Origin of the sequence: Mesorhizobium sp. M7A.F.Ca.US.007.01.2.1, assembly GCF_003998165.1 — a bacterium.
GTDB lineage: Bacteria > Pseudomonadota > Alphaproteobacteria > Rhizobiales > Rhizobiaceae > Mesorhizobium > Mesorhizobium ciceri.
Genome location: NZ_RZQP01000061.1, coordinates 1 through 22991 on the forward strand (window position 1 = coordinate 1; position 22991 = coordinate 22991).

Genomic DNA, 22991 nt, shown 5'->3' on the forward strand with positions numbered 1-22991 from the left:
GCGGAGCGACTGCCGGTGCGGCGGGCGCCGGCGCAATCGGCGCTGGGGCCGTGGGAGCAGCCGGGGTGGGGGCATCAATCGCCGGCGCGGCACCGGCCGGTTGCTCCTGGGCCATCGCGCTGCCGGCCGACAGGATGACGGATGCGACCAACGCCGCCAACAAACCAGTTCTCGACAACAGCTTCTTCCTTGTTCTCACAGCGGCCAGCCGCCTTCTATTTCCCGCCGCCGCACCAGATCTCGTCACTGCACATAGCCGACGGGCTGGCCGGTGACGGGGTGCGCGAACACGCCCATCTCCACGCCGAAAATGCCTTTCAGAACATCGCTGCGCATGATCTCGCCGGGTGTGCCGCGCGTCAGCAGCTTGCCGTCCTTGAGCGCGATCAGTTCGTCGCAGTAGCGCGCCGCCATGTTGGGATCGTGCAGCACGACGACGACGCAGAGGTCGCGTTTGCGGCTGAGTTCCTTGACCAGCCCGAGCACCTCGACCTGATGGGCGATGTCGAGTGCCGAGATCGGCTCGTCGAGCAGCATGACGCCGGCGTTCTGCGCCACCAGCATGGCGAGCCAGGCGCGCTGGCGCTCGCCGCCCGACAATTCGTCCACCAGCCGATCCGCGAACCCGTCCATGTCGGTCAGGGCCAGCGCCTCGTCGACATGCTGCCTGTCCTGCGCGCGGAAGCGGCCAAGCGCGCCATGCCAGGGATAGCGTCCCAACGTCGCCAGTTCGCGCACGGTCAGGCCGGTCGCCGCCGGTGTCGTCTGCGGCAGATAGGCAAGCGCGCGGGCAAATTCGCGGGCGCCCCATTGCGGCAACGGACGCCTGGCGAAAGTGATGGCGCCTGAACTCGCCGGCTGTTGGCGCGCCATGAGCTTGATCAGCGTCGACTTGCCCGAACCATTGTGGCCGATCAGCCCGTAGACGCGCGAGCGCTGCAGTTCGAGCGAGACCGGACCGAGCAGCGTCCGCTCGCCGACGGCAAAGCGCACCGCGTCGATATGGAAGGCAGTCTGGGCATCAATTCCAGCCATGCTCATGGCTTTTCTCCAGTGCGGCCGCCCGCATTTCCAGATTCCGGCTTTCGACGGCTCATGCCCGGTTGACTATGAAACATGACCTTACTAGTCAACATTGAAGATGACTGCAACGATCAACAAATCGTCGCGACCGGCAATATCGACATGAAATTTGGAAAAGGGGGCGCAGGATGATCTCGGGACGTGGACTGATTTGGCAGGACCGGATGGCGCGGAAGCGCCTGCTGATCGCAGCGGTGTCGGTGCCGGCCCTGCTTGGCTGCGGCCATGCCCTGGCCCAGGAGACGGTCACCACCACCCTGGACCCGATCAACGTCCAGGAACGTGTCGAAAGCGCCTTCGGGCCGGTCAAGGGCTACGTGGCCACCAAGGGCTCCACCGGCACCAAGACCGACACGCCGCTGATCGAGACGCCCCAGTCGATATCGGTGATCACCAAGGACCAGATGGAAGCACAGGCGATTGACAACCTCGGCGGCGTTCTGCGCTACACGCCCGGCGCCACCGGCGATCTCTACGGCACCGACAATCGCGGCCTCGGCCTGCAGTTGCGCGGCATTTCGAACGCCAACGGCGTCTTCTACAGGGACGGGCTGCAGCTCAAGGAGAGCAATTTCACCCTGTTCACCGCACTCGATTCCTATGGCGCGGAACGCTACGAGGTGCTGCGCGGACCAGCGTCGGTGCTCTACGGCCAGGCTAGCCCCGGCGGCATCATCAACTATGTCAGCAAGCGGCCGACCGAGGAAAACCTGCGCGAGATCGAACTCGGTGGCGGCAGCTTCAATCGCTATGAAGGCAAGTTCGATTTCAGCGGTGCCGTGAACGCCGACAAGTCGCTGCTGTTTCGCCTCACCGGTGCCGCTCACATGGGCGACACGCAGACCGATTTCGTCAAGGACGACCGCATCTTCATCGCCCCGGCGATCACCTGGCAGCCCGATGCCGACACCAGCCTGACCATCCTCGCCAACTATCAGCGCGACCGCTCGGGATGGGCGATGCAGTACCTGCCTGCCTACGGCACGGTCATACCGGGCAAGGACGGCAAGTACCTGCCGAACAGCATGTTCGTCGGCGAACCCGGCTTCGATTCCTACGACAACGACCAGGCCTCGATCGGCTACGAATTCGATCACCGTTTCAACGAAACCTGGCAGGTGCGACAGCATGCCCGCTACGTCCACCTCACTCACACCGAGGAGGGCGTCTTTGGTGGCGGACTGACGGACTCGAACGGCCTGGAACCTTCAAGCGGCGACTACTACCGTTACGCAGATGCCGGCGGCACCAAACTCAGCGGCGTCACCATCGACAACCAGGCACAAGCCGATTTCGGCACCGGGCCGCTTGCCCACACGCTGCTCGTCGGCCTCGACTACAAACGCTACACTTACCGCGACTATGCCTCGGAAGGGACCGTCGAGGACGGTTTCAACATCTTCGATCCGGTTTACGGGTACCCGATCACCGATCTGACGCCCTACACCGATACCGACACCACCCAGCAGCAGGTCGGTCTCTATGCCCAGGACCAGGTCAAGTTCGGCAACTGGCGGCTGACCCTTGGCGGCCGCCAGGATTGGTCGGACGCCAAGGTCTACGACAATCTGGCCGGCGGCTACATTCCCGAGCAGAAGGACAACGCCTTCACCAGCCGCGCCGGCCTGGTCTATCTCGCAGACAACGGCCTGGCACCCTATGTCAGCTATTCCGAATCGTTCCAGCCGGTGGCCGGCGCCGATAGCGACGGCAATCTGTTCGTGCCCGAGACCGGCAGGCAGTACGAGATCGGGCTGAAATACCAGCCGACCGGCTGGAACTCCTTCATTACGGCATCGGTTTTCGACCTGACCCGACAGAATGTCGTGCGTTCCGGCAATGAGGGCTCACCCAACGATCTGTTCCAGACCGGTGAGATCCGTTCGCGCGGCGTGGAACTGGAAGCTGTGGCGAGCCTGGATGCGGGCCTCGATCTGAGAGCGGCCTACACCTACCTCGACACGAAGATCACCAGGGCGACCGCTGTCGAAGACGTCAACGGCGTCTGGGTCAGCAACGAGGGCAACACGCCCTTCGGCGTGCCGGCCCATTCCGCATCGCTTTGGGCCAATTACACCTTCATGAGCGGCAAGCTCGAAGGTCTCGGCCTGGGCGCCGGTGTCCGCTATGTCGGCTCGACCTATGGCGACGACGCCAACAGCTTCAAGGTTCCGTCGGTCGTGCTCGCCGACGCGGCGGTGCATTACGCCTGGCAGAACGCCACGCTCAGCCTCAATGCCAGCAATCTGTTCGACAAACGCTACGTCGCCTCCTGCTTCTCCTCGGGCTTCGGCTGCTTCTACGGCGAGGGCCGCAGGATCAACGGTTCGGTGAAATACACATGGTAGAAGCAATGTGGCGGGCCGGCCCAAAATGGCGGCGCTGACACGGCGCCAGTATCTTGCCGGCCTCGCCGCGACCGGTCTCGCTTTGCCGGGCGGCACGGCACGCGCGGCACCTGCCCGCATCGTCTGCCTGGAATGGACATCGGCCGAAATGGTGGTCTCGCTCGGCGTGTCGCCGCTCGCCGTCGGCGACACCAGGGGTTATGGCGACTGGGTCCAGGGCCCGGCGCTGCCGCAGGCCACCATCGACCTGGGGTCGCGCAGCGAGCCCAATCTCGAACTGCTTCGGGAATTGCGGCCCGACCTGATCGTCGGCGCCTATGGCTATGGCTTGGACGAGAACAGCTTCACCAGATTGGCGCCGACCTTCAATGTGCCGTTCTACAGCGGCAAGGCTCCACCTTACGCGCAGGCGCAGCAGGTGACGCTGCAGCTTGGCAACATGCTTGGCCGTGGGACGGAAGCAGAAAACCTTGTCGGGCGCACCGAAGCCTCGATCGCCCAAGCGCGTGCCAGGCTGGAGCGGGCGGTGCAAAAACCGGTCTGCGTCGTCAGCATGTTCGACGATCGCCATGTCCGCGTCTACGGCGCCGGCAGCCTGCTGCAGGACGTCCTCGACCGGCTCGGCCTCGTCAATGCCTGGACCGGCGCCACCAATGAATGGGGTTTTTCGACGGTCGGCATCGAGGAACTGGTCGCCGTCGGCGAGGCGCAACTGATCTCGCTCGATCCGATCCCGCCGCACGTCAGGATCAGGATCGCCCGCAACTCGCTCTGGGCCAATCTGCCCTGCGTCCGGAACGGCCAGGTGCGGACCATTCCGCCGGTCTGGCCGTTCGGCGGTCTCACTGCCGCCGCGCGTTTCGCCGAATTCGTGGCAGCGGCATGATCGCTCAGGCAATGTCCCTGCCGCGACAGCGCGACGGCATCGGCGCGCTCATCCTGCTGGTTGCCGTGCCCGCGGGTCTGGCGCTGGTGCTGAGCGTCATCGATCTCATCCACCTTCTGCCGGCGCACCTGTGGTGGCAGGCGCTCACCGCCCCCGACACATCCGATCCAGTGCAGTTGCTGTATCGCTATGCTTTCCTGCCACGTGTCGCCGCCAGCGTGCTGGCCGGCGCGGCGCTCGGTCTCGCCGGTGTCGTCATGCAGCATGTGCTGCGCAACCCGCTGGCCGAGCCGACCACGATCGGCACCAATGCCGGAGCAAGCCTCGCTTTGGCGGCCGCCACCCTCTACGCACCATGGCTGCTGGAAGGCGGCCGTGAAGGGGTGGCGCTGGCTGGCGGCGCTCTCGCCACATCAGCCGTTTTCGCACTGGCGCGCGGGCGCAGCTTTTCGCCAGTGTCGATCATCATCGCCGGCCTCGTCGTCAGCCTCACTTTCGGTTCGGCCGGCGCGCTGCTGATGGCGCTCAACCGCGAATACACCGAGGAGCTGTTCATCTGGCAGAGCGGCTCGCTGGTGCAGAATGGCGATGCGGCCGTCGTTGCTCTGGCGCCGTGGCTGCTGGCCGGCATCTGCGCCGCGTTCCTGCTCTGGCGACCGCTACGCCTGCTCGATCTCAGCGACGACGGCGCGGCATCGCTCGGCACCCGCCCGGCCGTCATCCGCCTTGCCGGCATGGCAGTCGCCGTCTCGCTTGGCGCGCTGGTCGTCGCCGAGGTCGGCGTCATCGGGTTCGTGGCGCTCGCCGCCCCGGCGCTGGCGCGGCTGGCAAGAGCGCGCACGCTTGGCCGCCGCCTGGTCTGGTCGCCGCTGGTCGGCGGCGCCCTGCTCTGGCTCACCGACCGTCTGGTGCAGCATCTGCCGTTCACCGGCGAAATCCCCGCCGGCACCGCGACCGCTTTGCTCGGCGCGCCGCTGCTGCTGTTCCTGTTGCCGCGAATGCGAACCACCCCCGAAAGGCAGGCCGACATGGTGTCGTCGATACGCCTGCCGACAAACGGCCTGCCGTTGATCGCGGGCCTGCTGGCGCTCATCCTCGCGGTTGTCCTCGCCATCGGCTTTGGCCGTGGCGCAGGCGGTTGGCACTGGATCGCATCCGAGGATTTGACCGAGCTGCTTGCCCTGCGCGCGCCTCGCGTCGTCGTAGCCCTGTCGGCGGGCGTCCTGCTCGCGGTCGCCGGCACGCTGATGCAGCGCATGACCGGCAACCCGATGGCAGCACCCGAAGTGCTCGGCATTTCCGGCGGCGCCTCTTTCGGCGTGCTGGCGCTGCTGTTGCTCAGCGACGGCTTCGACCGCGCGGCAATGCTCGGCGCCGCACTCGCGGGCGCCTTGCTGGCGCTGACGATCGTCGTGCTGGTCGGGCGGCGCAATGCACTGTCGCCGGCGCGGCTGCTGCTTGCCGGCGTCGCCGTGGCGACGGTCGCGTCGGCCTTCGCCGCGCTGCTTCTGGCCAGCGGCGATCCGCGCACGGGCTTCCTGCTCGCCTGGCTATCGGGATCGACCTATCGCGCAACGCCCAATGATGCCTTCACTGCCGCTGCGGTCGCGGTCGCCGTCCTCGCGCTGGCGCCGCTGACGGCGCGCTGGCTCGATATAGTGCCGCTCGGCGAAACTGCCGCGCGTGGCCTTGGCCTGCGGCTTGGACGGGTTCGCGCCATTCTGCTGGCACTTACCGCGCTGGCCACCGCAACCGCGACATTGGTCATCGGCCCGCTGAGCTTCGTCGGCCTGATGGCGCCGCATCTCGCGCGCATGCTCGGCTTCCGCCGTGCCGTGCCGCAGCTTCTGGCCTCGGCCATGACAGGCGGGCTGATCCTCGTTGCCGCCGACTGGGCAGGCCGGACGCTGATCTTTCCCTGGCAAGTGCCGGCCGGGCTCATCGCCGCCTTCGTCGGCGGCCCCTATTTCATGGCGCTGATGTGGAAAGGCAGGCAATGAAGTCGGCCCTGGCATATTGCCGGCCCTGCCCTGCCGATTGTAAGCAGCGCCCATCGATGGCGGCCGGTGCCCTCGCCGCGTCCATCAAGACAGCTTGCGGTTCACCTCGATGATCAGACGTTTCCTGTCCTATTACGCGCCCTGGAAGGGGCTGTTCGCGCTCGACTTCTCCTGCGCGGTGCTGGCCGGCCTGCTCGAACTCGGCTTTCCCATGGCGGTCCGCACCTTCGTCGACCAGCTCCTGCCACGGCAGGACTGGACGCTGATCATCATCGCCTCGGCCGGGCTGCTGGTAATCTATCTGCTCAACACGGTGCTGATGGCGGTCGTCACCTATTGGGGCCACATGCTTGGCATCAACATCGAGACCGAGATGCGGCGCAAGAGCTTCGATCATCTGCAGAAACTGTCGTTCCGCTTCTACGACAACCACAAGACCGGCCATCTCGTCGGTCGCGTCACCAAGGATCTCGAGGAGATCGGCGAGATCGCGCATCATGGCCCCGAGGACCTGTTCATCGCCATCATGACGTTCGCCGGCGCCTTCGTGCTGATGTTCACGGTCAACATGCATCTGGCGCTGATCACGGCGGTGATCGTGCCTCTGATCGCCTGGGTGACGATGCGCTACGGCGACCGCATGGCGCGCAACTGGCAGGCGCTCTACCGGCGTGTCGGCGATTTCAACGTCCGCATCGAGGAGAATGTCGGCGGCATGCGCGTCGTCCAGGCCTTCGCCAACGAGGAGCATGAGCGCACGCTGTTCGCGCATGACAACCAGCGCTACCGCCAGACCAAGCTCGACGCCTACCGCATCATGTCGGCCAGCAATTCGCTGAACTACATGGGCATAAGGCTGATCCAGCTCGTGGTCATGATTGCCGGCAGCTACCTCGTCATCACGGGAGGCCTGAGCAATGGCGGCTTCGTCGGCTTCCTGCTTTTGGTCGGCGTCTTCGTGCGGCCGATCGAGAAGATCAATTCGGTGATCGAGACCTATCCAAAAGGCATTGCCGGCTTCCGCCGCTACACAGAGTTGCTCGACACCGAACCCGACATCGCCGACCGGCCCGGTGCCGTTACCGCCAGCGGCCTCAAGGGCTCCATCGAATATCGCGGTGTGAGCTTTGGCTACGGCGACGGCAAGCCGGTGCTCAGGGATATCGATCTCACCATCCGCGCCGGCGAAACCATCGCCTTCGTCGGGCCGTCAGGTGCCGGCAAGACCACCATATGCTCGCTGCTGCCGCGGTTCTACGAAGTCAGCGCCGGGCGGATCAGCATCGACGGCATCGATATCAGGGACATGACGCTCGCTTCGCTGCGCGGCCAGATCGGCATCGTCCAGCAGGATGTCTTCCTGTTCGGCGGCTCGATCCGCGAAAACATTGCCTATGGCCGTCTCGGCGCCTCCGACGACGCCATCGCCGATGCCGCGCGGCGGGCGCAGCTCGACGGCATGATATCAGGCCTGCCGGCCGGTTATGACACGATCATCGGCGAGCGCGGCGTAAAACTGTCCGGCGGCCAGAAGCAGCGGCTGGCGATTGCCCGTATGTTCTTGAAGAACCCGCCGATCCTGATCCTCGACGAGGCGACGTCGGCGCTCGACACCGAGACCGAGCGCGAAATCCAGAAGTCGCTGGCCGAACTTGCCGAGGGCCGAACCACGCTGGTCATCGCACACCGGCTGGCAACGATCCGCGGCGCCGACCGCATCGTCGTCGTCTCGGAGTCGGGCGTCGTCGAGCAGGGGTCGCACAGCGAACTGATCCGTGCCGGCGGCATCTATCGACGCCTGCACGACGCCCAGCATCTGGTGTCATCGCGTTGATCCACTATGGTAGCGGCCAAAGCAGGGAGCGCCCGGATGATCAAGGCAACGCCCTTCGACTTTCCCTTTGACGGCAGGCTGGTGGCCGAAAACACCGCGCTGATCGTCATCGACCTGCAGCAGGATTTCCTGTCGACGACGGGCTACTTCGCCAGGCAGGGCTATGACCCGTCGCCTCTGAGGGCGATCCTGCCGACGGTGAGCCGGCTGATCGCGGCCGCGCGCAAGGGCGGCGTCAGGGTCATCCATACCAGGCAGGGCTATAGGGCCGACATGGCCGATATGACGCCTTACGAAAAATGGCGCCGCAAGCGCTCCGGTCTCGACGGCACCGATATCCTGCTGCGCTCGGGCACGGGGTTCCAGATCGTTCCGGAGATCGACGTGGCACCGCACGACATCATCGTCGACAAGACCTGCAACAGCGCCTTCATTTATACGGATTTCGAGCTTGTGCTCCGCGCGCAAGGCATCACGCATCTCATGTTTTCCGGATGCACGACGGATGTCTGCGTCCACACCACGCTGCGCGAAGCCTGCGACCGCAACTTTCAATGCCTGACGATTTCCGACGCCTGCGCCAGCGGCGACAAACAAGCCCACGAGGCCGCGCTTCATATGGTGACGGTCGAAGATGGCGTCTTCGGCGCGCTGGCGGATTCGGGCGCTGTCATTGAAGGCCTGTCGCGGCTTGGCGACAGGTCCGAGACAACAAAAGGCTGAAGGACTTCAGCCCGTTGCGCGCGTCTCCAATCCTGCACGAGACGCATATGCTCCAGGCTGGAATGCCTCGTGTTCGCGACGCGCCAGCGAATTGCGCAGCAGGGCGATCGTTTCCCGGCCGAGCGTTGCGATCTCGCGTGGCGTGTCGACGCCGACAATCATGAATTCATCGATCCCGAGGGCTGCATAGGCAAGCAGCGACAGGGCGGCCTGGGCTGGCGGCCCGGCAACATCGACCGCCTTGTGGCCGGAGGCGGAAGCACCCTGGTGAATCCCGACCGGAAGCGCGAAGCGCAGCTTGCCGGCCCGGCCATGTTCGGCGGCGGAGCGACGCACCCGCTCCATCAATTGCCGGATCTCGTCGATCGAGCCCGGCGCCAGTTCAAAGACATCGGCATGCCGGCCGGCCACCTTGAGCGCCGTTCCGGACTGCCCGCCCATGCGGATGACCAGGTCGGCGCCATGCGGTCCCTTGCGCGGCACGTAGCCGCCCTTGATGCTGTAGAACGTTCCTTCGTGGTCGAAGGGCCGGTCGTTCGACCACAGCCGCTTCAGCAGCACCAGATATTCGTCTATTCGCTGCCAGATGACGGTGTGCCCGACCGGCCGTGTTTCGGCGTCGGCATCGCTCAGCGGCTCGCTGATCATTCTCAGCGCCAGGCGTCCGCCGCTTTGCCTGTCGATCGACGCCAGTTGGCGGGCCGCCACGGTCGGTTCGACCACGCCCGCCCAATGGGTGAGCACGACTTCCAGCGACGAGGTGCGATCGAGCACCTGGGCCGCAAGATCCATGTTGGTCAGCAGTCCGGCCGAATCGTCGACGACGATCTTGCGGAAGCCGCCGTCCTCGATCAGCCCGAGCTTGGTCGCGGTCTCGGCAAAGTCGTAGAAAAAGGGAACCGCGGCATCGGCGGTCTTGCCGGGAATATGCGTGAACTCGATCGGCATTGCCATGTCCTCCGTGGTGTCGGGCGCGCGAAAGCACGCCGAGGATTCGGTTCATTCAACTCCAATTGCCTGTAAGTGGTGGGGCAGCTAACCCCGGTCGATCTGACGACTCAGGGAATAAGACCCAGAACAACGGCCCCGGTGAACACGAACGCAAGGGCAAAGACGAGATAGGCGAAAGCCCCGGCATAGGCCGGGCGGAAGGTCTGGGCATTGGCCGCCCGCTGACCACTGCGATCCGTCTGGGCGTTCTGGATATAGGACATATCGACCTCCGTCTCGTCGGTTAATCTATAAAACTTGTAGACTTTGTCGATTGCTATTTTTCGGTCAAATCTAGAATAATTTTCTCTTAGGTGACGGGAAGTTGGTAGCCACTTGCTTACAGGGGCACTCGGGCGGCCGATCCGTATGGCGCGTCCGTTTTCGGGTCTGCGTCCGAATGGACCTATGGCCTTGCCCTCGCGGCACTCAATTCGTGGATTGGCCGCCCGGCGCCGGCGCGGTAGCATCACCCAACCAGCAAAGCGAAATCGTCACATAGGGGCAAAAAAAATGGGCACAAGACTGGCCGGCAAGGTCGCCATCATTTCGGGCGGCGCGACGGGAATGGGTGGAGCAGCCTCGGAGTTGTTCGCCGCCGAAGGCGCCAAGGTGGCGATCATCGACCGCAACGGCGAGGCGGCCGCCGCAACCGCAGCGACAATCAGGGCACGCGGCCATGTCGCCGAGCATTTTGTCGCCGACGTCTCCGACGAGGCACAGGTCGAAGCCGCCGTGAAGGGTGCTATCGAAAAACTCGGGCCCATCACCGTGCTGTTCAACCACGCCGGCACCATCGTGATAAAGCCCTTCCTGGAGACCACGGTGCAGGAATGGGATTGGCTGCATGCCGTCAATGTGCGCTCGATGTTCCTGATGACGCGCGCCGTTTTGCCCGGCATGATTGCGGCGGGCGGCGGCTCGATCGTCTGCACCTCGTCGATCTCGGCGGTGGCGGCTACTCCCAACGAAGTGCTCTACGACACCACCAAGGGCGCTTGCCACATGTTCGCCCGCGCCATCGCCGTCGAGTTCCGCGACCGCAACATCCGCTGCAACGCCGTCTGCCCGGGCTTCATCCGCACGCCGCACGGCCTGCGCGAGGTTGCCGACCTCGGCAGGCTCGGCGTCGATGTCTCGGACGCAGCGCTGGCCGCGCAGCAGGGCCGCATCGGCGAGCCGGAAGAGGTGGCGAGGGCGGCGCTTTACCTGGCCAGCGACGAGTCGAGCTTCGTCAACGGCACGCATCTGTTCGTCGACAACGGTTTTACCGCGATGTGAGGCGACGCCTGGCGCCCTTCCTCTCCCCCGTCGATCGGGGGAGAGGTGTCGAGCGCAGCTCGACGGAGTGGGGGTCGACGGAGTGGGGGCGACCCTTGGGCGCGGTGCAGGAAGATTCTTGCGCCTAGTGGCCTTCCTATGTCCGTCGCGACGGTTGCCGGGTGGTTCCCCCACTCCGTCGCGGCTTCGCAGCGCCACCTCTCCCCCCTCCGGAGGGAGAGGAAATGGCACCAAGCCCTGCTTGCTAACGCTCCTCCCTGCGAAATGGCTTGAGCAGCGCCGACGGCGCCACCGCGTTGCGCGACATCACAGCCATGGCGACGATGGTGAAGATGAACGGCAGCATCAGGAACGCCTCGTAGGGGATGTGTCCGAGCCCGCTCGCCTGCATGCGCAGCTGCAAGGCATCGACGAAGGCGAACAGAAGTGCCGCACCCGCCGAGCGCCATGGATCCCAGCGGCCGAAGACGACCAGCGCGATGGCCACCCAGCCGCGCCCGGAGACGACGCCGAAGGTGAAGGCGTTGAACTGCGCCATCGACAGGAAGGCGCCGGCCAGCCCCATCAGCGCGCCGCCGAGGACAACCGCCTGGAAGCGTGTGGCGATGACACTGACACCGGCCGAATCCGCGGCACGCGGATTTTCACCGACCATGCGCACCGACAGGCCCCATGGCGTGCGGTAGAGTATGAAAGCGGCCAAGGGAATGGCCAGGATCGCCATGTAGACCAGCGCGAACTGGTTGAACACCGCCGGCCCGAGCACCGGAATGTCGGACAGGATCGGGATCGGCAGCGTCTGAAAACCATTGATGTTGGGCGGCACAGACTGCTGGCCGAAGATCAGCCGGTAGAGGAAATAGGCAAGGCCCGACGAGAACAGCGTCACGCCGATGCCGCAGACATGCTGGCTGAGGCCGAGCACCACCGTGAACAACGCATGCAGCGCACCCATCAGCATGCCGGTCAGCACCGCCGCCAGCACGCCGAGCCACAGGCTGCCGCTGAGGCTGGCAGCGGTGAAGCCTGTCATCGCCGACAAAAGCATGATGCCTTCGATGCCGAGATTGAGCACGCCGGCCCGTTCCGAGAACATTTCGCCCAGCGTTGCAAAAGCCAGCGGCGTGGCGATACGAATGATCGCGGCCAGAAAACCGACCTGGAAGATCTGTTCGAACACCGCGCTCATCGGGCAACCCCGACGCGGCGGATGCGATAGGCGGTGAACAGCAGCGCCACCAGCATGGCGAGCAGTGCAGTGCCCTGGATGACATCGCTGAGGAAGGCCGGCACGCCGGTCGCCCGCGACATCGCCTCGGCGCCGGTCATCACGGCGGCAAGGAAGATCGCCGCCGGCACGACGCCAAGCGGGTTGAGCCGCGCCAGCATGGCCACGACGATGCCGGAATAGCCGTAGCCCGGCGAGATGTCGCTCATCACCTGGAAATGCACGCCGCCGACCTCGCCGACGCCGGCCAGTCCGGCCAGCGCGCCGGACAGCAGCGCTGTCGAGATCAGCACGCGCTCGACATGGATGCCGCCATATCTGGCCGCTTCCGGGTTTTCGCCGGTGACCCTTATCCTGAAGCCGAGCGTGGTGCGCACGATCAGGAACCAGATCAGCGGTGCCGCCAGCAGCGCCACGATAACGCCGAGATGCAGCCTTGTACCTTCGATCAGCACAGGGAAATTGGCCGAATCCTCTATCGGCGGCGAGATCGGATAGCCGCTGAAGGAATCCTTCCACGGTCCTTCGATCAGCGCCATCAGCGCGTAGTAGATGACCGAGTTGAGCAGCAGCGAACTGACGACATCGTCGACCTTGAATTTTACCCTGAGGGTAGCCGGCACCAGCGCGACCGCGGCCCCGGCCGCAGCGCCTGCGACCGCCATCAACACCATAGCGAGCGGTCCCGGCATCGGGATGGCGCCGACAAAGCAGCTGGCCACCGCGCCGGCCAGCAATTGACCCTCGGCGCCGATGTTCCAGAATTTTGCCCGGAAGGCGACCGCCACCGCCAGTCCGGTGAAGATCATCGGCGCGGCGCGCACCATCGTTTCGGTGATCGCATAGCTATCGCCCAGCGAGGCCGTGAACATCACGCCATACGCGTCGGGCACGCCGGCGCCGGCCAGCGCGATCAGGCCGCTGCACAGGACAAGCGTCGCGCCGATAGCCAGCAGCGGCAAAGCGAGGTTGAACCAGGCCGGCGTAGAGGTGCGGACTTCCAGGCGAAACATCAGCTGTGCCCCTCCGCCCCGGTCATCATCAGGCCGAGCTGTGCGATCGTTGCATCGGCGCTGTCGAGCGTGCCGACAATGCGGCCCTCATACATCACCGCGATGCGATCGCAGAGCACCAGCAGCTCTTCCAGATCCTCGCCGATGACGATGATGCCGCAGCCCTTGGCCCGCATGTCGAGGAACTTTTCGTGGATGAAACGCGCCGCGCCGATATCGAGCCCGCGCGTCGGTTGCGAGACGATCAGAACCTTCGGGTCGAAAGCGAGTTCGCGCGCCAGAAGGGCCTTCTGCAGATTGCCGCCGGACAGCGCTCCCGCGCGGGTCATCGGCCCAGGGCACCTGATATCATAGGCCTTGATCTGCTCTTCCGCGAAGGCGCGGATCGCATCCGGCTTGAGCAGGCCTCTGCTGCTGAACGCGGCGGTGCCGATGCGCGGCAACACCATCGAATCCGCGAGCGGCAGGTTGGTAACCAGCCCCGTCGTCATACGGTCTTCCGGGATACGGCCGAGACCGAGCGCCTGCACCTCGCGGGGCGAAAAGCGTGAGACTTTCTGGCCGGCGATCGTCATCCGGCCGGCGTCAGGTACGCGCACGCCGGAGATGACCTCCGCCAGCGCGCGCTGGCCATTGCCCGACACGCCGGCAATGCCGAGGATTTCGCCTGCACGCACGGCAAGCGACACGTCGCGCAGCGCCGTACCCGAATGACGCGAGGTGGAAATGCCATTGAGGGTGAGCACAGCGGCACCCGGCGTCGATGGTCCCCGCGCCGGCGGCACGATCTCATGGCCGCACATCAGTTGCGCCATTGCGGACGATGTCGTGTTGGCGGGATCGTCGACGCGGCCGGCGACGCGCCCATGCCGCAGCACCGTGCAGCGATGCGTCAGTGCCCGCACCTCGTTGAGCTTGTGCGAGATGAAGATGATGCCGAGCCCTTGCGCCGCCATCGACCGCAACGCCGAAAACAGCCCGTCGACCTCGCTCGGCGCCAGCACCGCCGTCGGCTCGTCGAGGATCAAGAGCCTGGCGCCGCGAAACAGTGCCTTGACGATTTCGAGCCGCTGCTGCTCGCCGACCGACAGCGCCGAGACCGGAAGATCGGGATCAAGCGTCAGCCCATGCTGGCGGCCGATCTCGGCCAGCCGCGCCAGCCCGCCGGCGCGGTCGATCCGCCCTGTCTTGCCGGGAATGCCTATCAGCAGGTTCTCCAGCACCGTCAGCCTTGGCGCCAGATGAAAATGCTGGTGCACCATGCCGATGCCGGCGGCTAGCGCATCGGCGGAACTTGTGATCCGCACCGGCCTGCCCTGGATGAGAATCTCGCCGGCGTCGGGCGCATAGGCGCCGAACAGCACATTCATCAGCGTCGTCTTGCCGGCGCCGTTCTCGCCCAGCAACCCGAGGATTTCGCCGGGCGCGACGCTGAGATCAACGGCCTCGTTCGCCTTGACGGCGCCGAAGCTCTTGGTGATGCCGCGCATTTCGATGAGGGGGGCGGACAAGGGGGCTCCTGAACGGACGGGCTTTGCGATTCAACTTTGATTGAGAGGAGTGCGCTGCACCCCCCTCTGGCCTGCCGGCAATCTCCCCCTCAAGGGGGAGATTGGATGTCATATCGGCTTTCGCCAATTTTCTTGAAAGAACAGCGCGTCGCCGAAACTGCTAATCTCCCTCCTTGAGGGGGAGATGTCCGGCAGGACAGAGGGGGGCGCCTAGCGCCAGCCCCTCAAACCAGAACTCAATCCGAAACCGGCGTGTTCTCGTCCACGTCGACGCGGAAATTGCCTTCGAGGATCTCGGCTTTCTTCTTTTCGACCAGCTCCTTCACATCAGCCGGCAGCGTCTTGTCGAACTTGTGGTAAGGCGCCAGATGCGAGCCGCCCTTGGCCATGCGCGAGAAGTCGCCATAGTCCTGCGCGGTGAAGACGCCGGCCTTGACCAGCTTGATCGCCTGTTCGACCGTCGGATACATGTCCCAGACCGGGCCGGTGATGACCGTATCCGGGCCGAGGCTCGACTGGTCGGACATGTTGGAGATGGCAAGGATCTTCTTGTCGACCGCCGCTTCGATGACACCGAAGCGCTCGGCATAGATGACGTCGACGCCGGCGTCGATCTGCGCGACCGCCGCTTCCTTGGCCTTGGGCGGATCGAAGAACGAGCCGATGAAGGCGACCTTCTTCTTGATGTTCGGGTTGACCTCCTTGGCGCCGGCGAAGAAGGCGTTGACCAGCCGGTTCACTTCCGGAATGCCCATCGCCGCGACGGCGCCGATCGTGCCCGACTTCGACATCTTGCCGGCGATCATACCGGAGAGATAGGCGGGCTCGTGGATCCAGTTGTCGAACACGCCAAAATTCGGTTCTGCGGGCCCAGCACCGGAGCCGAACAGCCAGGCGGTCTTCGGGAACTGCTTGGCGGTGCGGCGCGACTCACGCTCGGCGGCGAAGGCATCACCCAGCACCAGCTGGTAGCCGCCTTGCGCGTATTCGCGCATGACGCGGCTGAAATCGGCGGTCTGCACCTTCTCCGACCATTTGTATTCGATGCCGAGTTCCTTCTCGGCCTTCTGCAGGGCGACATGGATCTGGTTGTCCCATGGCTCCTCGATCGGCGTGGCGAAGATCGCCGCCACCTTCAGTTTCTTGTCCTTGCCGAAGGCAGCGCCCGGCAGCATTGCCGCAGCCAGGCCAAGCGCGCCCAACTCCAGCACATTGCGCCGCGAAAGCCCTTCGCGTGCGGATTGAAATCTGTTCTTTCGGTTTTCCATTGCATTCCCCTCTGTTCGACAGCCGTGTCGAGCCGGCTGTTCTAAAAATCAGACGAGGAACTATGGAACGGGTCCGGACTTTTGTCCACGTGGTCAAATTTGACCGCACCGGATTCTCGAAGTCAGCCGGAGAGACTTGCCGATCAGACCCGTTCCAGTGCGATCGCGATGCCCTGGCCGACGCCGATGCACATGGTGGCAAGCGCATACCGGCCGCCGCGCTCGCGAAGCTCCAGCGCCGCCGTGCCGGATATGCGGGCGCCCGACATGCCCAGGGGATGGCCGAGCGCGATGGCGCCGCCATTCGGGTTGACGTGTTCGGCGTCCTCGGCAATGCCGAGCTGGCGCAGCACGGCGATGCCTTGCGAGGCAAAGGCTTCGTTGAGCTCGATGACGTCGAACTGTTTTGGCGTCAGGCCAAGCCGCGCGCAGAGTTTTTGCGTCGCCGGCACCGGGCCGATGCCCATGATGCGCGGCGCCACACCTGCGGCGGCTCCGCCGACGATGCGGGCGATCGGCGTCAGCCCATACTTTTTCACCGCCGCCTCGGAGGCAACGATCAGCACCGCCGCGCCATCATTGACGCCGGAGGCGTTGCCGGCCGTCACCGTGCCGCCCTGCCGGAACGGCGTCGGCAGCTTGGCCAGCGCCTCGACCGTTGAGCCCGCGCGGGGGTGTTCATCCTTGCTGACAATGAGCGCATCGCCCTTGCGCTGCAGGATGGTCACTGGGGTGATCTCCTTCGCCAATCTTCCATTGGCTTGTGCGGCGACGGCCTTGTTCTGGCTGCGCACTGCGAAGGCGTCCTGGTCGGCCCGCGACACCGAAAAATCCTCGGCAACGTTCTCGCCGGTTTCCGGCATGGAATCGACGCCATACTGCTTCTTCATCAGCGGGTTGACGAAGCGCCAGCCGATGGTGGTGTCGTAAATCTCGGCATTGCGCGAGAACGCCGTGTCGGCCTTGGGCATGACGAAGGGTGCCCGGCTCATCGATTCGACGCCGCCCGCGATCATCAGCTCCGCCTCGCCGGCCTTGATGGCTCGGGCGGCAATGGTCAGCGCATCCATGCCGGAGCCGCACAGGCGATTGACGGTGGAGCCCGGGACCTCCTTTGGCAGCCCGGCCAGCAGCAGCGCCATGCGCGCTACGTTGCGATTGTCCTCGCCGGCCTGGTTGGCGCAGCCATAGACGACATCGTCGATCGCCTGCCAGTCGATGCCCGGATTGCGCTCGGCCAGCGCCCTCAGCGGTATCGCGCCAAGATCGTCTGATCGCACCGAAGACAGCGAGCCACCGAAGCGGCCGATCGGCGTGCGGATGTAGTCGCAGATATAGGCCTCGGCCATGTCATGCAGCCTTTGCTTTTCCGGTTCCCTCATGCGCCGCCTTGGTGCGGGCCTGCAGGTCGCGCAATGTCTTCAATTCGAGTTCGCTTGGCGCCGGTGTTTCGTCAAGCGCCTCCGCGAACTTTACCACCCAGCCACAGCTCTCCTGCACCTGCTGGCGCGTGACGCCCGGATGCAGCGACACCACCGTGAATTCCTTGGTCACGGGATCCGGCTTCCAGATGGCGAGATCGGTGATCAGCAAGGTCGGTCCTGATGTGTCGATGCCGAGACGCTTGCGATGATCGCCACCCTCGCCATGGCCGAAGGAGGTGAAGAAGTCGATCTTCTCGACCATGCCGCGCTTGGTCTGCGCCATTGTGATGTAGATCTGCTTCGACGAGGTCGCGATCTCCGGCGCACCGCCGCCGCCGGGCAGCCTGGTCTTGGGATGGAGATAGTCGCCGATGACCGTGGTGTTGATGTTGCCGAACTTGTCGAGCTGCGCCGCCCCCAAAAAACCGATCGAGATGCGGCCGCCCTGCAGCCAGTAGCGGAACATCTCCGGCACCGCGACGGTGGTGACGGCGGTCTCGCACAATTCGCCGTCGCCGATCGACAGCGGCAGCACATCGGGCGCGGTGCCGATCGTGCCGCTCTCGTAGATCAGCGTGATGTCAGGCGCATGTGTCAGCCGCGCCACATTGCAGGCCGCGGACGGTGCGCCGATGCCGACGAAGCAGACATCGTCATTCCTGAGCGCCCTGCTGGCGGCGATCGTCATCATCTCGTTGGGGGTGAAACCCAATGGATTGTCGCTCATGCCGCTTTCCTCAAATGCTCGACCCGGGCCGCGAAATCGCCGGCGCTCTTCTCCAAGACATTGGCCTGCATCCACGCCTGGAATTTTTCACGGTCGGCAGCGATCTCGTCCCATTCCAGATAGGCCGCATTGTCACGTGCATAATAGCCATGCGCATAGGACGGATGCGAGCCGCCTGGCACGACGGATATCGCCGCGATCGTCCAGCGCGGCAGCACGGTCAGATTGGGGTGCAGATCGTCGAAATTGTCGACCACTTCCTCCACCGTCACCACCGCTCGCTTGGCCGCCAGCACCGCTTCCTTCTGGATGCCGATGATGCCTTCGACCAGCACATTGCCTTGTCTGTCGGCCTTCTGCGCATGGATGAAGGTGACGTCAGGCCTGATCGAAGGAACAGCCGCCAGCACCTCGCCGGTGAACGGACAGGTGACAGACTTGATGTTCGGATTGACCGCCGCGAGGCCAGCACCGCGATAGCCGCGAAACACCGCGCAGGGCAGACCGGCCGCGCCCGCCTCATAGGCATTGGCCATGCCGGCATGGCTGTGCTCCTCGATCTCGATCGATCTGGGGAAACCGTTCTCGATGGCGTCGCGGGCGCGCCGCAGCAGGCCGACGCCGGGATTGCCGACATAGGAGAAGACGATTTTCTTCGCCATGCCCATACCGATCATCTGGTCGTAGATCAGGTCCGGCGTCATGCGGACCAGGGTCAGGTCGCGAAACCCCTGACGGATCGCCTCATGCGCCGCCGCCGTCGGGATCAGATGGGTGAAACCCTCGAAGGCGACCGTGTCATCATCGTTCAAATTCTCCGCAACGGCCTGTTTGAGCGGCAGGAATTTGACCATCGCATCGGCTCCGGGTTCAAAAAAGTTCGTATTGCGAACATATGTTTTGTATGCGATACTTTCTACGCTGGGCAAGGGCGCGGAGTCAATCCTGGCGTCGATGCCGTTCCCGCGGAGTTGAGATGGACGAAGAAGCCGCTTCCCGTGATCATGTCGGCTCGCTCGAGCGCGGCCTTGCCGTCATGGAGATCCTGGCTCGGCATCCCTCGGGCATGACGCTGACCGAAATGGCCGAGGAAGCGGGCCTGACCCGCGCCGGCGCCCGCCGCTTTCTGCTGACGCTCACCGCCACCGGCTATGCAACGCAAGCCGGCCGCGTGTTCTCGCTGTCGCCACGCTTGCTGACGATCGCCCGCACCTGGCTCGGCGGCGCCTCGCTCTGGGCCTTCGCCGCACCCATCATGCGCGCTGTCGCCGCACAGCTGAACGAGGCCTGTTCGGCGGCGATCCTGTCGGGTGCCGATGTCGTCTATGTCGCCCGTATTCCCGGCCGCCGCATCCTCAGCGTGTCGCTCGATGTCGGCACCAGGCTGCCGGCCTATTGCACCTCGATGGGACGCATCCTGCTTGCCGGTCTGACGCCTCAGGAATTGGACGCATTCCTCGGCCAGGCGACGATCGAGAGACGGACGCCGAAGACGATCACCGACAGGCGTTTGTTAGCCAACGCCATCGGCAAGGCGAAAGCGGACGGCTTTGCCATCGTCGACGAGGAACTGGAACTCGGCCTGCGCTCGATCGCCGTGCCGATCCGCGACCGGGCAGAGCGCACGGTCGCGGCCATTAACGTCTCGACGCAGTCGGCGCGGTTTTCGGTCGCGGAGATGGAACGGGAGATTCTGCCGGTGCTGCTGGAGGCCAGGCAGCGGATTGAAGATTTTTTTGTGGTTTAAGAGGCCTTCTCCAACAACCTTCACCGTCGGCGGGACAGCGCCCCCTCTGCCCTGCCGGGCATCTCCCCCTCTTGGGGGGAGATCGGACGTCACGCCGGCTTTCGCCAATCTCCAACGACGCAGGAATGGGCGAAGCCACCAATCCGCCAATCTCCCCCTTGAGGGGGAGATGTCCGGCAGGACTGAGGGGGGCGCGAAGGATCGCAGCGTTTGCACTTCGCCGCCGCCCCGCCGACCCTCAATGCTTGATGCGATCCCGCATGGCATACCACAGCATGCCGAGCACATAGAGCGGACCGCGCAGCGCCGTGCCGCCGGGGAATGGCATCGGGGTCAGCGTCGAGAACAAATCGAGCCGCGAGGCGTCGCCGGTGATCGCTTCGGCCAGGAGCTTGCCGGACAACGTCGACAGGATGACGCCCTTGCCGGAATAGCCATGCGCGAAATAGACTTCGCCATAGTGCCCGACATGCGGCAGCCTGGATGTCGTCACCGACACCAGCCCGCCCCAGGCGTGATCGATGCGGCAGCCCTGAAGTTGCGGGAAGGTGGCTTCCATATGCGGCCGCACGAAGCCGGCGATATCGGCCGGCGGTGACGGCGTGTAGCGCTCGCCGCCGCCGAACAGCAGCCGGCCGTCCGCCGACATCCGGTAATAGTTGACGACGAAGCGTGTGTCGGACACCGCGACATTGGCCGGGATGACATTGCGCTTGCCCTCCAGCGGCTCGGTGGCGACGATGTAGTTGCCGACCGGCATGATGCGGCTGTTGACGCGCGGCTCCAGCCCATCGAGCAGAGCGTCACCGGCCAGCACGACATGTTTTGCACGCACCGATCCCTTTGCCGTCGAGATCCGGATCGAAGGCTCACGCTCCAGCTTCACCGCCACCGAATTCTCATGGATGACGACGCCGGCAGCAGTCGCCGCGCGGGCAAGGCCGAGCGTGTAGTTCAGCGGATGCATGTGGCCGCCGAGCGGCTCATACATCGCGCCATGATAGGGTGTGTCGACCTTTGCTCGGGCTTCCGCCGCCGACAGGATTTCGGCGTGCGGGAACTTCATCACCCTGGCCAGGCACTCGACCTCTTCCTCGAGATCCTTGAGGTCGGAACCGTTGACCGCGCCGACCAGATGACCGGTCAGCCTGAGATCGCAATCGATGGCATGGCGCTCGATGATGTCGAGCACCAGCCCGCGCGCCTCGAAGGCAAGATCGAACAGCACCTTTGCCCGCTCAGGCCCGTAGAGCTTGACCAGTCCCTTGGCGCCCTTGCGCAGGCCGGGGATCATCTGGCCGCCATTGCGGCCCGACGCGCCCCAGCCGATCTTGCCGCCTTCGAGCAGCACCACCTTCAGCCCGCGCTCGGCGGCGTGAAGGGCGGCCGACAGGCCGGTGCAGCCGCCGCCGACGACCACCAGGTCGGTGTCGACATCGCCGACCAGCGCCGGATGGTCCGGCGCCGGATTGGCGGTGGCGACATAATAGGATTTGCCGATATCGAGGCCCGAATTGAAGCCCGTTGAACTGGAAGCCATGATCACACCTTCAGCAGCAGGTGGTCGCGTTCCCAGCTCGTCACCACGCCCTGGAACAGGTCGAGCTCGACGCTCTTGACGCGCAGATAAGTCTGGAAGAAATCCTCGCCGAGCAGTTCCCGCACCGGGCCGCAAGCCTCGAAACGATCGAGCGCCTCCTCCATCGTCTTCGGCAGCGTGCTCTTGATCTTGTAGGCATTGCCCGACGCCTCGGGCGAGCGCGCCAGTTTCTGCTCGACGCCGAGATAGCCGGAAAGCAGCGAGCCGGCGATCGCCAGGTAAGGATTGGAATCCGCGCCCGGAAGCCGGTTCTCCACCCGCCGCGCGGCGCGGCCGCCGGCCGGCACGCGCAGGCCGCAGGAGCGGTTGTCGTGCGACCATTCGATGTTGGCCGGCGCGCTGTGGTTCGGCCTGATGCGGCGGAACGAGTTCACGTTGGGCGCGAACAGCGGCATGATTTCGGGGACATATTTCTGCAGGCCGCCGATGAAGTGGCCAAACATTGCGGTGTCGGCATCGTCGCTGCCGGCAAACAAAGTCCTGCCGGCCTCGTCGATGACCGACATGTGCAGATGCATCGAGCTGCCGGCCTGTGCGGCGATCGGCTTGGCCATGAAGGTGGCGTGCATGCCGCTTTGCTGCGCTGCCTGGCGCGTCAGCCGCTTGAACAACAGCACCTTGTCGGCCAGCGGCAGCGCATCGCCATGCAGGAAGTTGATCTCCAACTGCGCGGTTCCCGACTCATGGATCAGCGTGTCGAGCGGCAGGCAGGCCGCCGCCGCATAATCGTAGATGCGGCGGATCACCGGCTCGAACTCCTCGAGCCCGGCCATATCGTAGGGATGCTGCACGGTCTCGGCGCGGCCATTGGCGCCGACCGGGGCGGTCAGCGGACGGTCCGGATCGGGATTGGGCGCGGTGAGATAGAATTCCACCTCGGGCGCCACCACCGCCCGCCAGCCGCGCTTGGCGTAGAGATCGAGCACGGCGCGCAGCACATGGCGCGGCGAGGCCATCCAGGGCCGGTCGTCCATATGGAAGGCATCGGCAAAGACATAGGCCTTGCCGGGAGCGGCACCCGGCGCCAGGCAGAGCGTCGATACATCGGGCACCATGCGCATGTCCGGATCCGAATAGGCAAAACCCTCGTCGATCGAGCCGGAATAGCGGCCGTCGATGCTGACCAGGAAAGCGCTGCTCGGCAGATAGAGCGCGCGGTCTTCAAGCGCCTGGAGGAATTTGGCCGTCGGCAAGGCCTTGCCGCGCAGGACGCCGTTCATGTCGGGCACCAGGCACTCGACTTCGTTGATGCCGTGCCGGGCCAGCCAGGCCTTGGCATCGTTGCCGCTGGAGAGCGAGATGTTCGTGTTGTTGTCAGGCATTTTCGT

The 22991-nt window shown here is 64.9% G+C and carries 19 protein-coding genes; 7 read left to right on the plus strand and 12 right to left on the minus strand.

Features of this window, described 5'->3' with window-relative positions; all coding sequences use genetic code 11:
- Window positions 1–243 precede the first annotated feature (243 nt).
- Entirely contained in the window at window positions 244–1035 is a 792-nt protein-coding gene (locus tag EN949_RS13780; RefSeq protein ID WP_063170397.1) for an ATP-binding cassette domain-containing protein, read from the minus strand.
- 212 nt (window positions 1036–1247) lie between these two features.
- Here EN949_RS13780 and EN949_RS13785 point away from each other — a divergent pair, with 212 nt between their 5' ends.
- The 5 genes from EN949_RS13785 (at window position 1248) to EN949_RS13805 (ending at window position 8874) form a co-directional block, all read left to right on the plus strand.
- The gene (locus EN949_RS13785; RefSeq protein WP_245459340.1) at window positions 1248–3431 is read left to right on the plus strand and encodes a TonB-dependent siderophore receptor; all 2184 of its coding nucleotides are present in this window, start codon (window positions 1248–1250) and stop codon (window positions 3429–3431) included.
- 25 nt (window positions 3432–3456) lie between these two features.
- Entirely contained in the window at window positions 3457–4317 is an 861-nt protein-coding gene (locus tag EN949_RS13790) for an ABC transporter substrate-binding protein (protein WP_127367037.1), read from the plus strand.
- Window positions 4314–6317: a Fe(3+)-hydroxamate ABC transporter permease FhuB gene (gene fhuB, locus EN949_RS13795; protein ID WP_127370830.1), complete on the plus strand. Its 2004-nt coding sequence runs from the start codon at window positions 4314–4316 to the stop codon at window positions 6315–6317. The genes EN949_RS13790 and fhuB overlap by 4 nt, the downstream gene beginning before the upstream one ends.
- A 109-nt stretch (window positions 6318–6426) precedes the next feature.
- Window positions 6427–8151 carry an ABC transporter ATP-binding protein gene (locus tag EN949_RS13800; protein WP_127370829.1) on the plus strand — a complete coding sequence of 575 codons (1725 nt, stop codon included), beginning with the start codon at window positions 6427–6429 and terminating at the stop codon, window positions 8149–8151.
- A gap of 36 nt (window positions 8152–8187) precedes the next feature.
- On the plus strand, window positions 8188–8874 hold the full coding sequence (locus EN949_RS13805; RefSeq protein WP_127366316.1) for an isochorismatase family cysteine hydrolase: 687 nt from the start codon (window positions 8188–8190) through the stop codon (window positions 8872–8874).
- A gap of 6 nt (window positions 8875–8880) precedes the next feature.
- Here the strand turns inward: EN949_RS13805 and EN949_RS13810 are convergent, their stop codons facing one another.
- Together EN949_RS13810 and EN949_RS13815 are read right to left on the minus strand one after the other, a co-directional pair.
- Complete coding sequence (locus EN949_RS13810) at window positions 8881–9822, minus strand: LLM class flavin-dependent oxidoreductase (protein WP_013528961.1); 942 nt, start codon at window positions 9820–9822, stop codon at window positions 8881–8883.
- 110 nt (window positions 9823–9932) lie between these two features.
- The gene (locus EN949_RS13815; RefSeq protein ID WP_013528960.1) at window positions 9933–10088 is read right to left on the minus strand and encodes a hypothetical protein; all 156 of its coding nucleotides are present in this window, start codon (window positions 10086–10088) and stop codon (window positions 9933–9935) included.
- A 289-nt stretch (window positions 10089–10377) separates the two neighbouring features.
- Here EN949_RS13815 and EN949_RS13820 point away from each other — a divergent pair, with 289 nt between their 5' ends.
- Window positions 10378–11145 carry an SDR family oxidoreductase gene (locus EN949_RS13820; protein ID WP_024504731.1) on the plus strand — a complete coding sequence of 256 codons (768 nt, stop codon included), beginning with the start codon at window positions 10378–10380 and terminating at the stop codon, window positions 11143–11145.
- Between the two features lie 244 nt (window positions 11146–11389).
- On the opposite strand, the gene EN949_RS13825 is transcribed toward EN949_RS13820, so the two are convergent.
- The 7 genes from EN949_RS13825 to EN949_RS13855 all read right to left on the minus strand — a co-directional run bounded on the left by EN949_RS13825 (window position 11390) and on the right by EN949_RS13855 (window position 19170).
- A complete protein-coding gene (locus tag EN949_RS13825; protein WP_013528958.1) occupies window positions 11390–12334 on the minus strand; it encodes an ABC transporter permease in 945 nt (314 codons plus the stop codon).
- The gene (locus EN949_RS13830; protein WP_013528957.1) at window positions 12331–13386 is read right to left on the minus strand and encodes an ABC transporter permease; all 1056 of its coding nucleotides are present in this window, start codon (window positions 13384–13386) and stop codon (window positions 12331–12333) included. Before EN949_RS13830 ends, EN949_RS13825 begins: the two co-directional genes overlap by 4 nt.
- Complete coding sequence (locus tag EN949_RS13835) at window positions 13386–14897, minus strand: ABC transporter ATP-binding protein (RefSeq protein ID WP_127366317.1); 1512 nt, start codon at window positions 14895–14897, stop codon at window positions 13386–13388. Before EN949_RS13835 ends, EN949_RS13830 begins: the two co-directional genes overlap by 1 nt.
- 236 nt (window positions 14898–15133) lie before the next feature.
- Window positions 15134–16165, minus strand: a complete 1032-nt coding sequence (locus tag EN949_RS13840; RefSeq protein ID WP_013528955.1) for a BMP family protein — start codon at window positions 16163–16165, stop codon at window positions 15134–15136.
- 143 nt (window positions 16166–16308) lie between these two features.
- On the minus strand, window positions 16309–17514 hold the full coding sequence (gene pcaF / locus EN949_RS13845; RefSeq protein WP_127371709.1) for a 3-oxoadipyl-CoA thiolase: 1206 nt from the start codon (window positions 17512–17514) through the stop codon (window positions 16309–16311).
- A gap of 1 nt (window position 17515) precedes the next feature.
- A complete protein-coding gene (locus EN949_RS13850) occupies window positions 17516–18316 on the minus strand; it encodes a CoA-transferase subunit beta (RefSeq protein WP_127366786.1) in 801 nt (266 codons plus the stop codon).
- Window positions 18313–19170, minus strand: a complete 858-nt coding sequence (locus EN949_RS13855) for a CoA transferase subunit A (RefSeq protein ID WP_013528952.1) — start codon at window positions 19168–19170, stop codon at window positions 18313–18315. Before EN949_RS13855 ends, EN949_RS13850 begins: the two co-directional genes overlap by 4 nt.
- Before the next feature lie 122 nt (window positions 19171–19292).
- Here EN949_RS13855 and EN949_RS13860 point away from each other — a divergent pair, with 122 nt between their 5' ends.
- A complete protein-coding gene (locus EN949_RS13860; protein WP_127366787.1) occupies window positions 19293–20063 on the plus strand; it encodes an IclR family transcriptional regulator C-terminal domain-containing protein in 771 nt (256 codons plus the stop codon).
- Between the two features lie 238 nt (window positions 20064–20301).
- Here EN949_RS13860 and EN949_RS13870 read toward each other — a convergent pair whose 3' ends face one another.
- Both EN949_RS13870 and EN949_RS13875 read right to left on the minus strand, forming a co-directional pair.
- Window positions 20302–21603: an FAD-binding oxidoreductase gene (locus EN949_RS13870; protein ID WP_127366788.1), complete on the minus strand. Its 1302-nt coding sequence runs from the start codon at window positions 21601–21603 to the stop codon at window positions 20302–20304.
- A 2-nt stretch (window positions 21604–21605) separates the two neighbouring features.
- Complete coding sequence (locus EN949_RS13875; RefSeq protein ID WP_127366789.1) at window positions 21606–22985, minus strand: glutamine synthetase family protein; 1380 nt, start codon at window positions 22983–22985, stop codon at window positions 21606–21608.
- Window positions 22986–22991 lie beyond the last annotated feature (6 nt).

Coding starts and splice junctions, on each gene's coding strand:
- EN949_RS13800 (WP_127370829.1), top strand. CDS start 6,427: ATGATCAGACGTTTCCTGTCCTATTACGCGCCCTGGAAGGGGCTGTTC.
- EN949_RS13840 (WP_013528955.1), bottom strand. CDS start 16,165: ATGGAAAACCGAAAGAACAGATTTCAATCCGCACGCGAAGGGCTTTCG.
- EN949_RS13815 (WP_013528960.1), bottom strand. CDS start 10,088: ATGTCCTATATCCAGAACGCCCAGACGGATCGCAGTGGTCAGCGGGCG.
- EN949_RS13785 (WP_245459340.1), top strand. CDS start 1,248: ATGGCGCGGAAGCGCCTGCTGATCGCAGCGGTGTCGGTGCCGGCCCTG.
- fhuB (WP_127370830.1), top strand. CDS start 4,314: ATGATCGCTCAGGCAATGTCCCTGCCGCGACAGCGCGACGGCATCGGC.
- EN949_RS13860 (WP_127366787.1), top strand. CDS start 19,293: ATGGACGAAGAAGCCGCTTCCCGTGATCATGTCGGCTCGCTCGAGCGC.
- EN949_RS13780 (WP_063170397.1), bottom strand. CDS start 1,035: ATGGCTGGAATTGATGCCCAGACTGCCTTCCATATCGACGCGGTGCGC.
- EN949_RS13810 (WP_013528961.1), bottom strand. CDS start 9,822: ATGCCGATCGAGTTCACGCATATTCCCGGCAAGACCGCCGATGCCGCG.
- EN949_RS13790 (WP_127367037.1), top strand. CDS start 3,457: ATGGCGGCGCTGACACGGCGCCAGTATCTTGCCGGCCTCGCCGCGACC.
- EN949_RS13875 (WP_127366789.1), bottom strand. CDS start 22,985: ATGCCTGACAACAACACGAACATCTCGCTCTCCAGCGGCAACGATGCC.
- EN949_RS13820 (WP_024504731.1), top strand. CDS start 10,378: ATGGGCACAAGACTGGCCGGCAAGGTCGCCATCATTTCGGGCGGCGCG.
- EN949_RS13870 (WP_127366788.1), bottom strand. CDS start 21,603: ATGGCTTCCAGTTCAACGGGCTTCAATTCGGGCCTCGATATCGGCAAA.
- EN949_RS13850 (WP_127366786.1), bottom strand. CDS start 18,316: ATGAGCGACAATCCATTGGGTTTCACCCCCAACGAGATGATGACGATC.
- EN949_RS13830 (WP_013528957.1), bottom strand. CDS start 13,386: ATGTTTCGCCTGGAAGTCCGCACCTCTACGCCGGCCTGGTTCAACCTC.
- EN949_RS13855 (WP_013528952.1), bottom strand. CDS start 19,170: ATGGTCAAATTCCTGCCGCTCAAACAGGCCGTTGCGGAGAATTTGAAC.
- EN949_RS13805 (WP_127366316.1), top strand. CDS start 8,188: ATGATCAAGGCAACGCCCTTCGACTTTCCCTTTGACGGCAGGCTGGTG.
- pcaF (WP_127371709.1), bottom strand. CDS start 17,514: ATGGCCGAGGCCTATATCTGCGACTACATCCGCACGCCGATCGGCCGC.
- EN949_RS13825 (WP_013528958.1), bottom strand. CDS start 12,334: ATGAGCGCGGTGTTCGAACAGATCTTCCAGGTCGGTTTTCTGGCCGCG.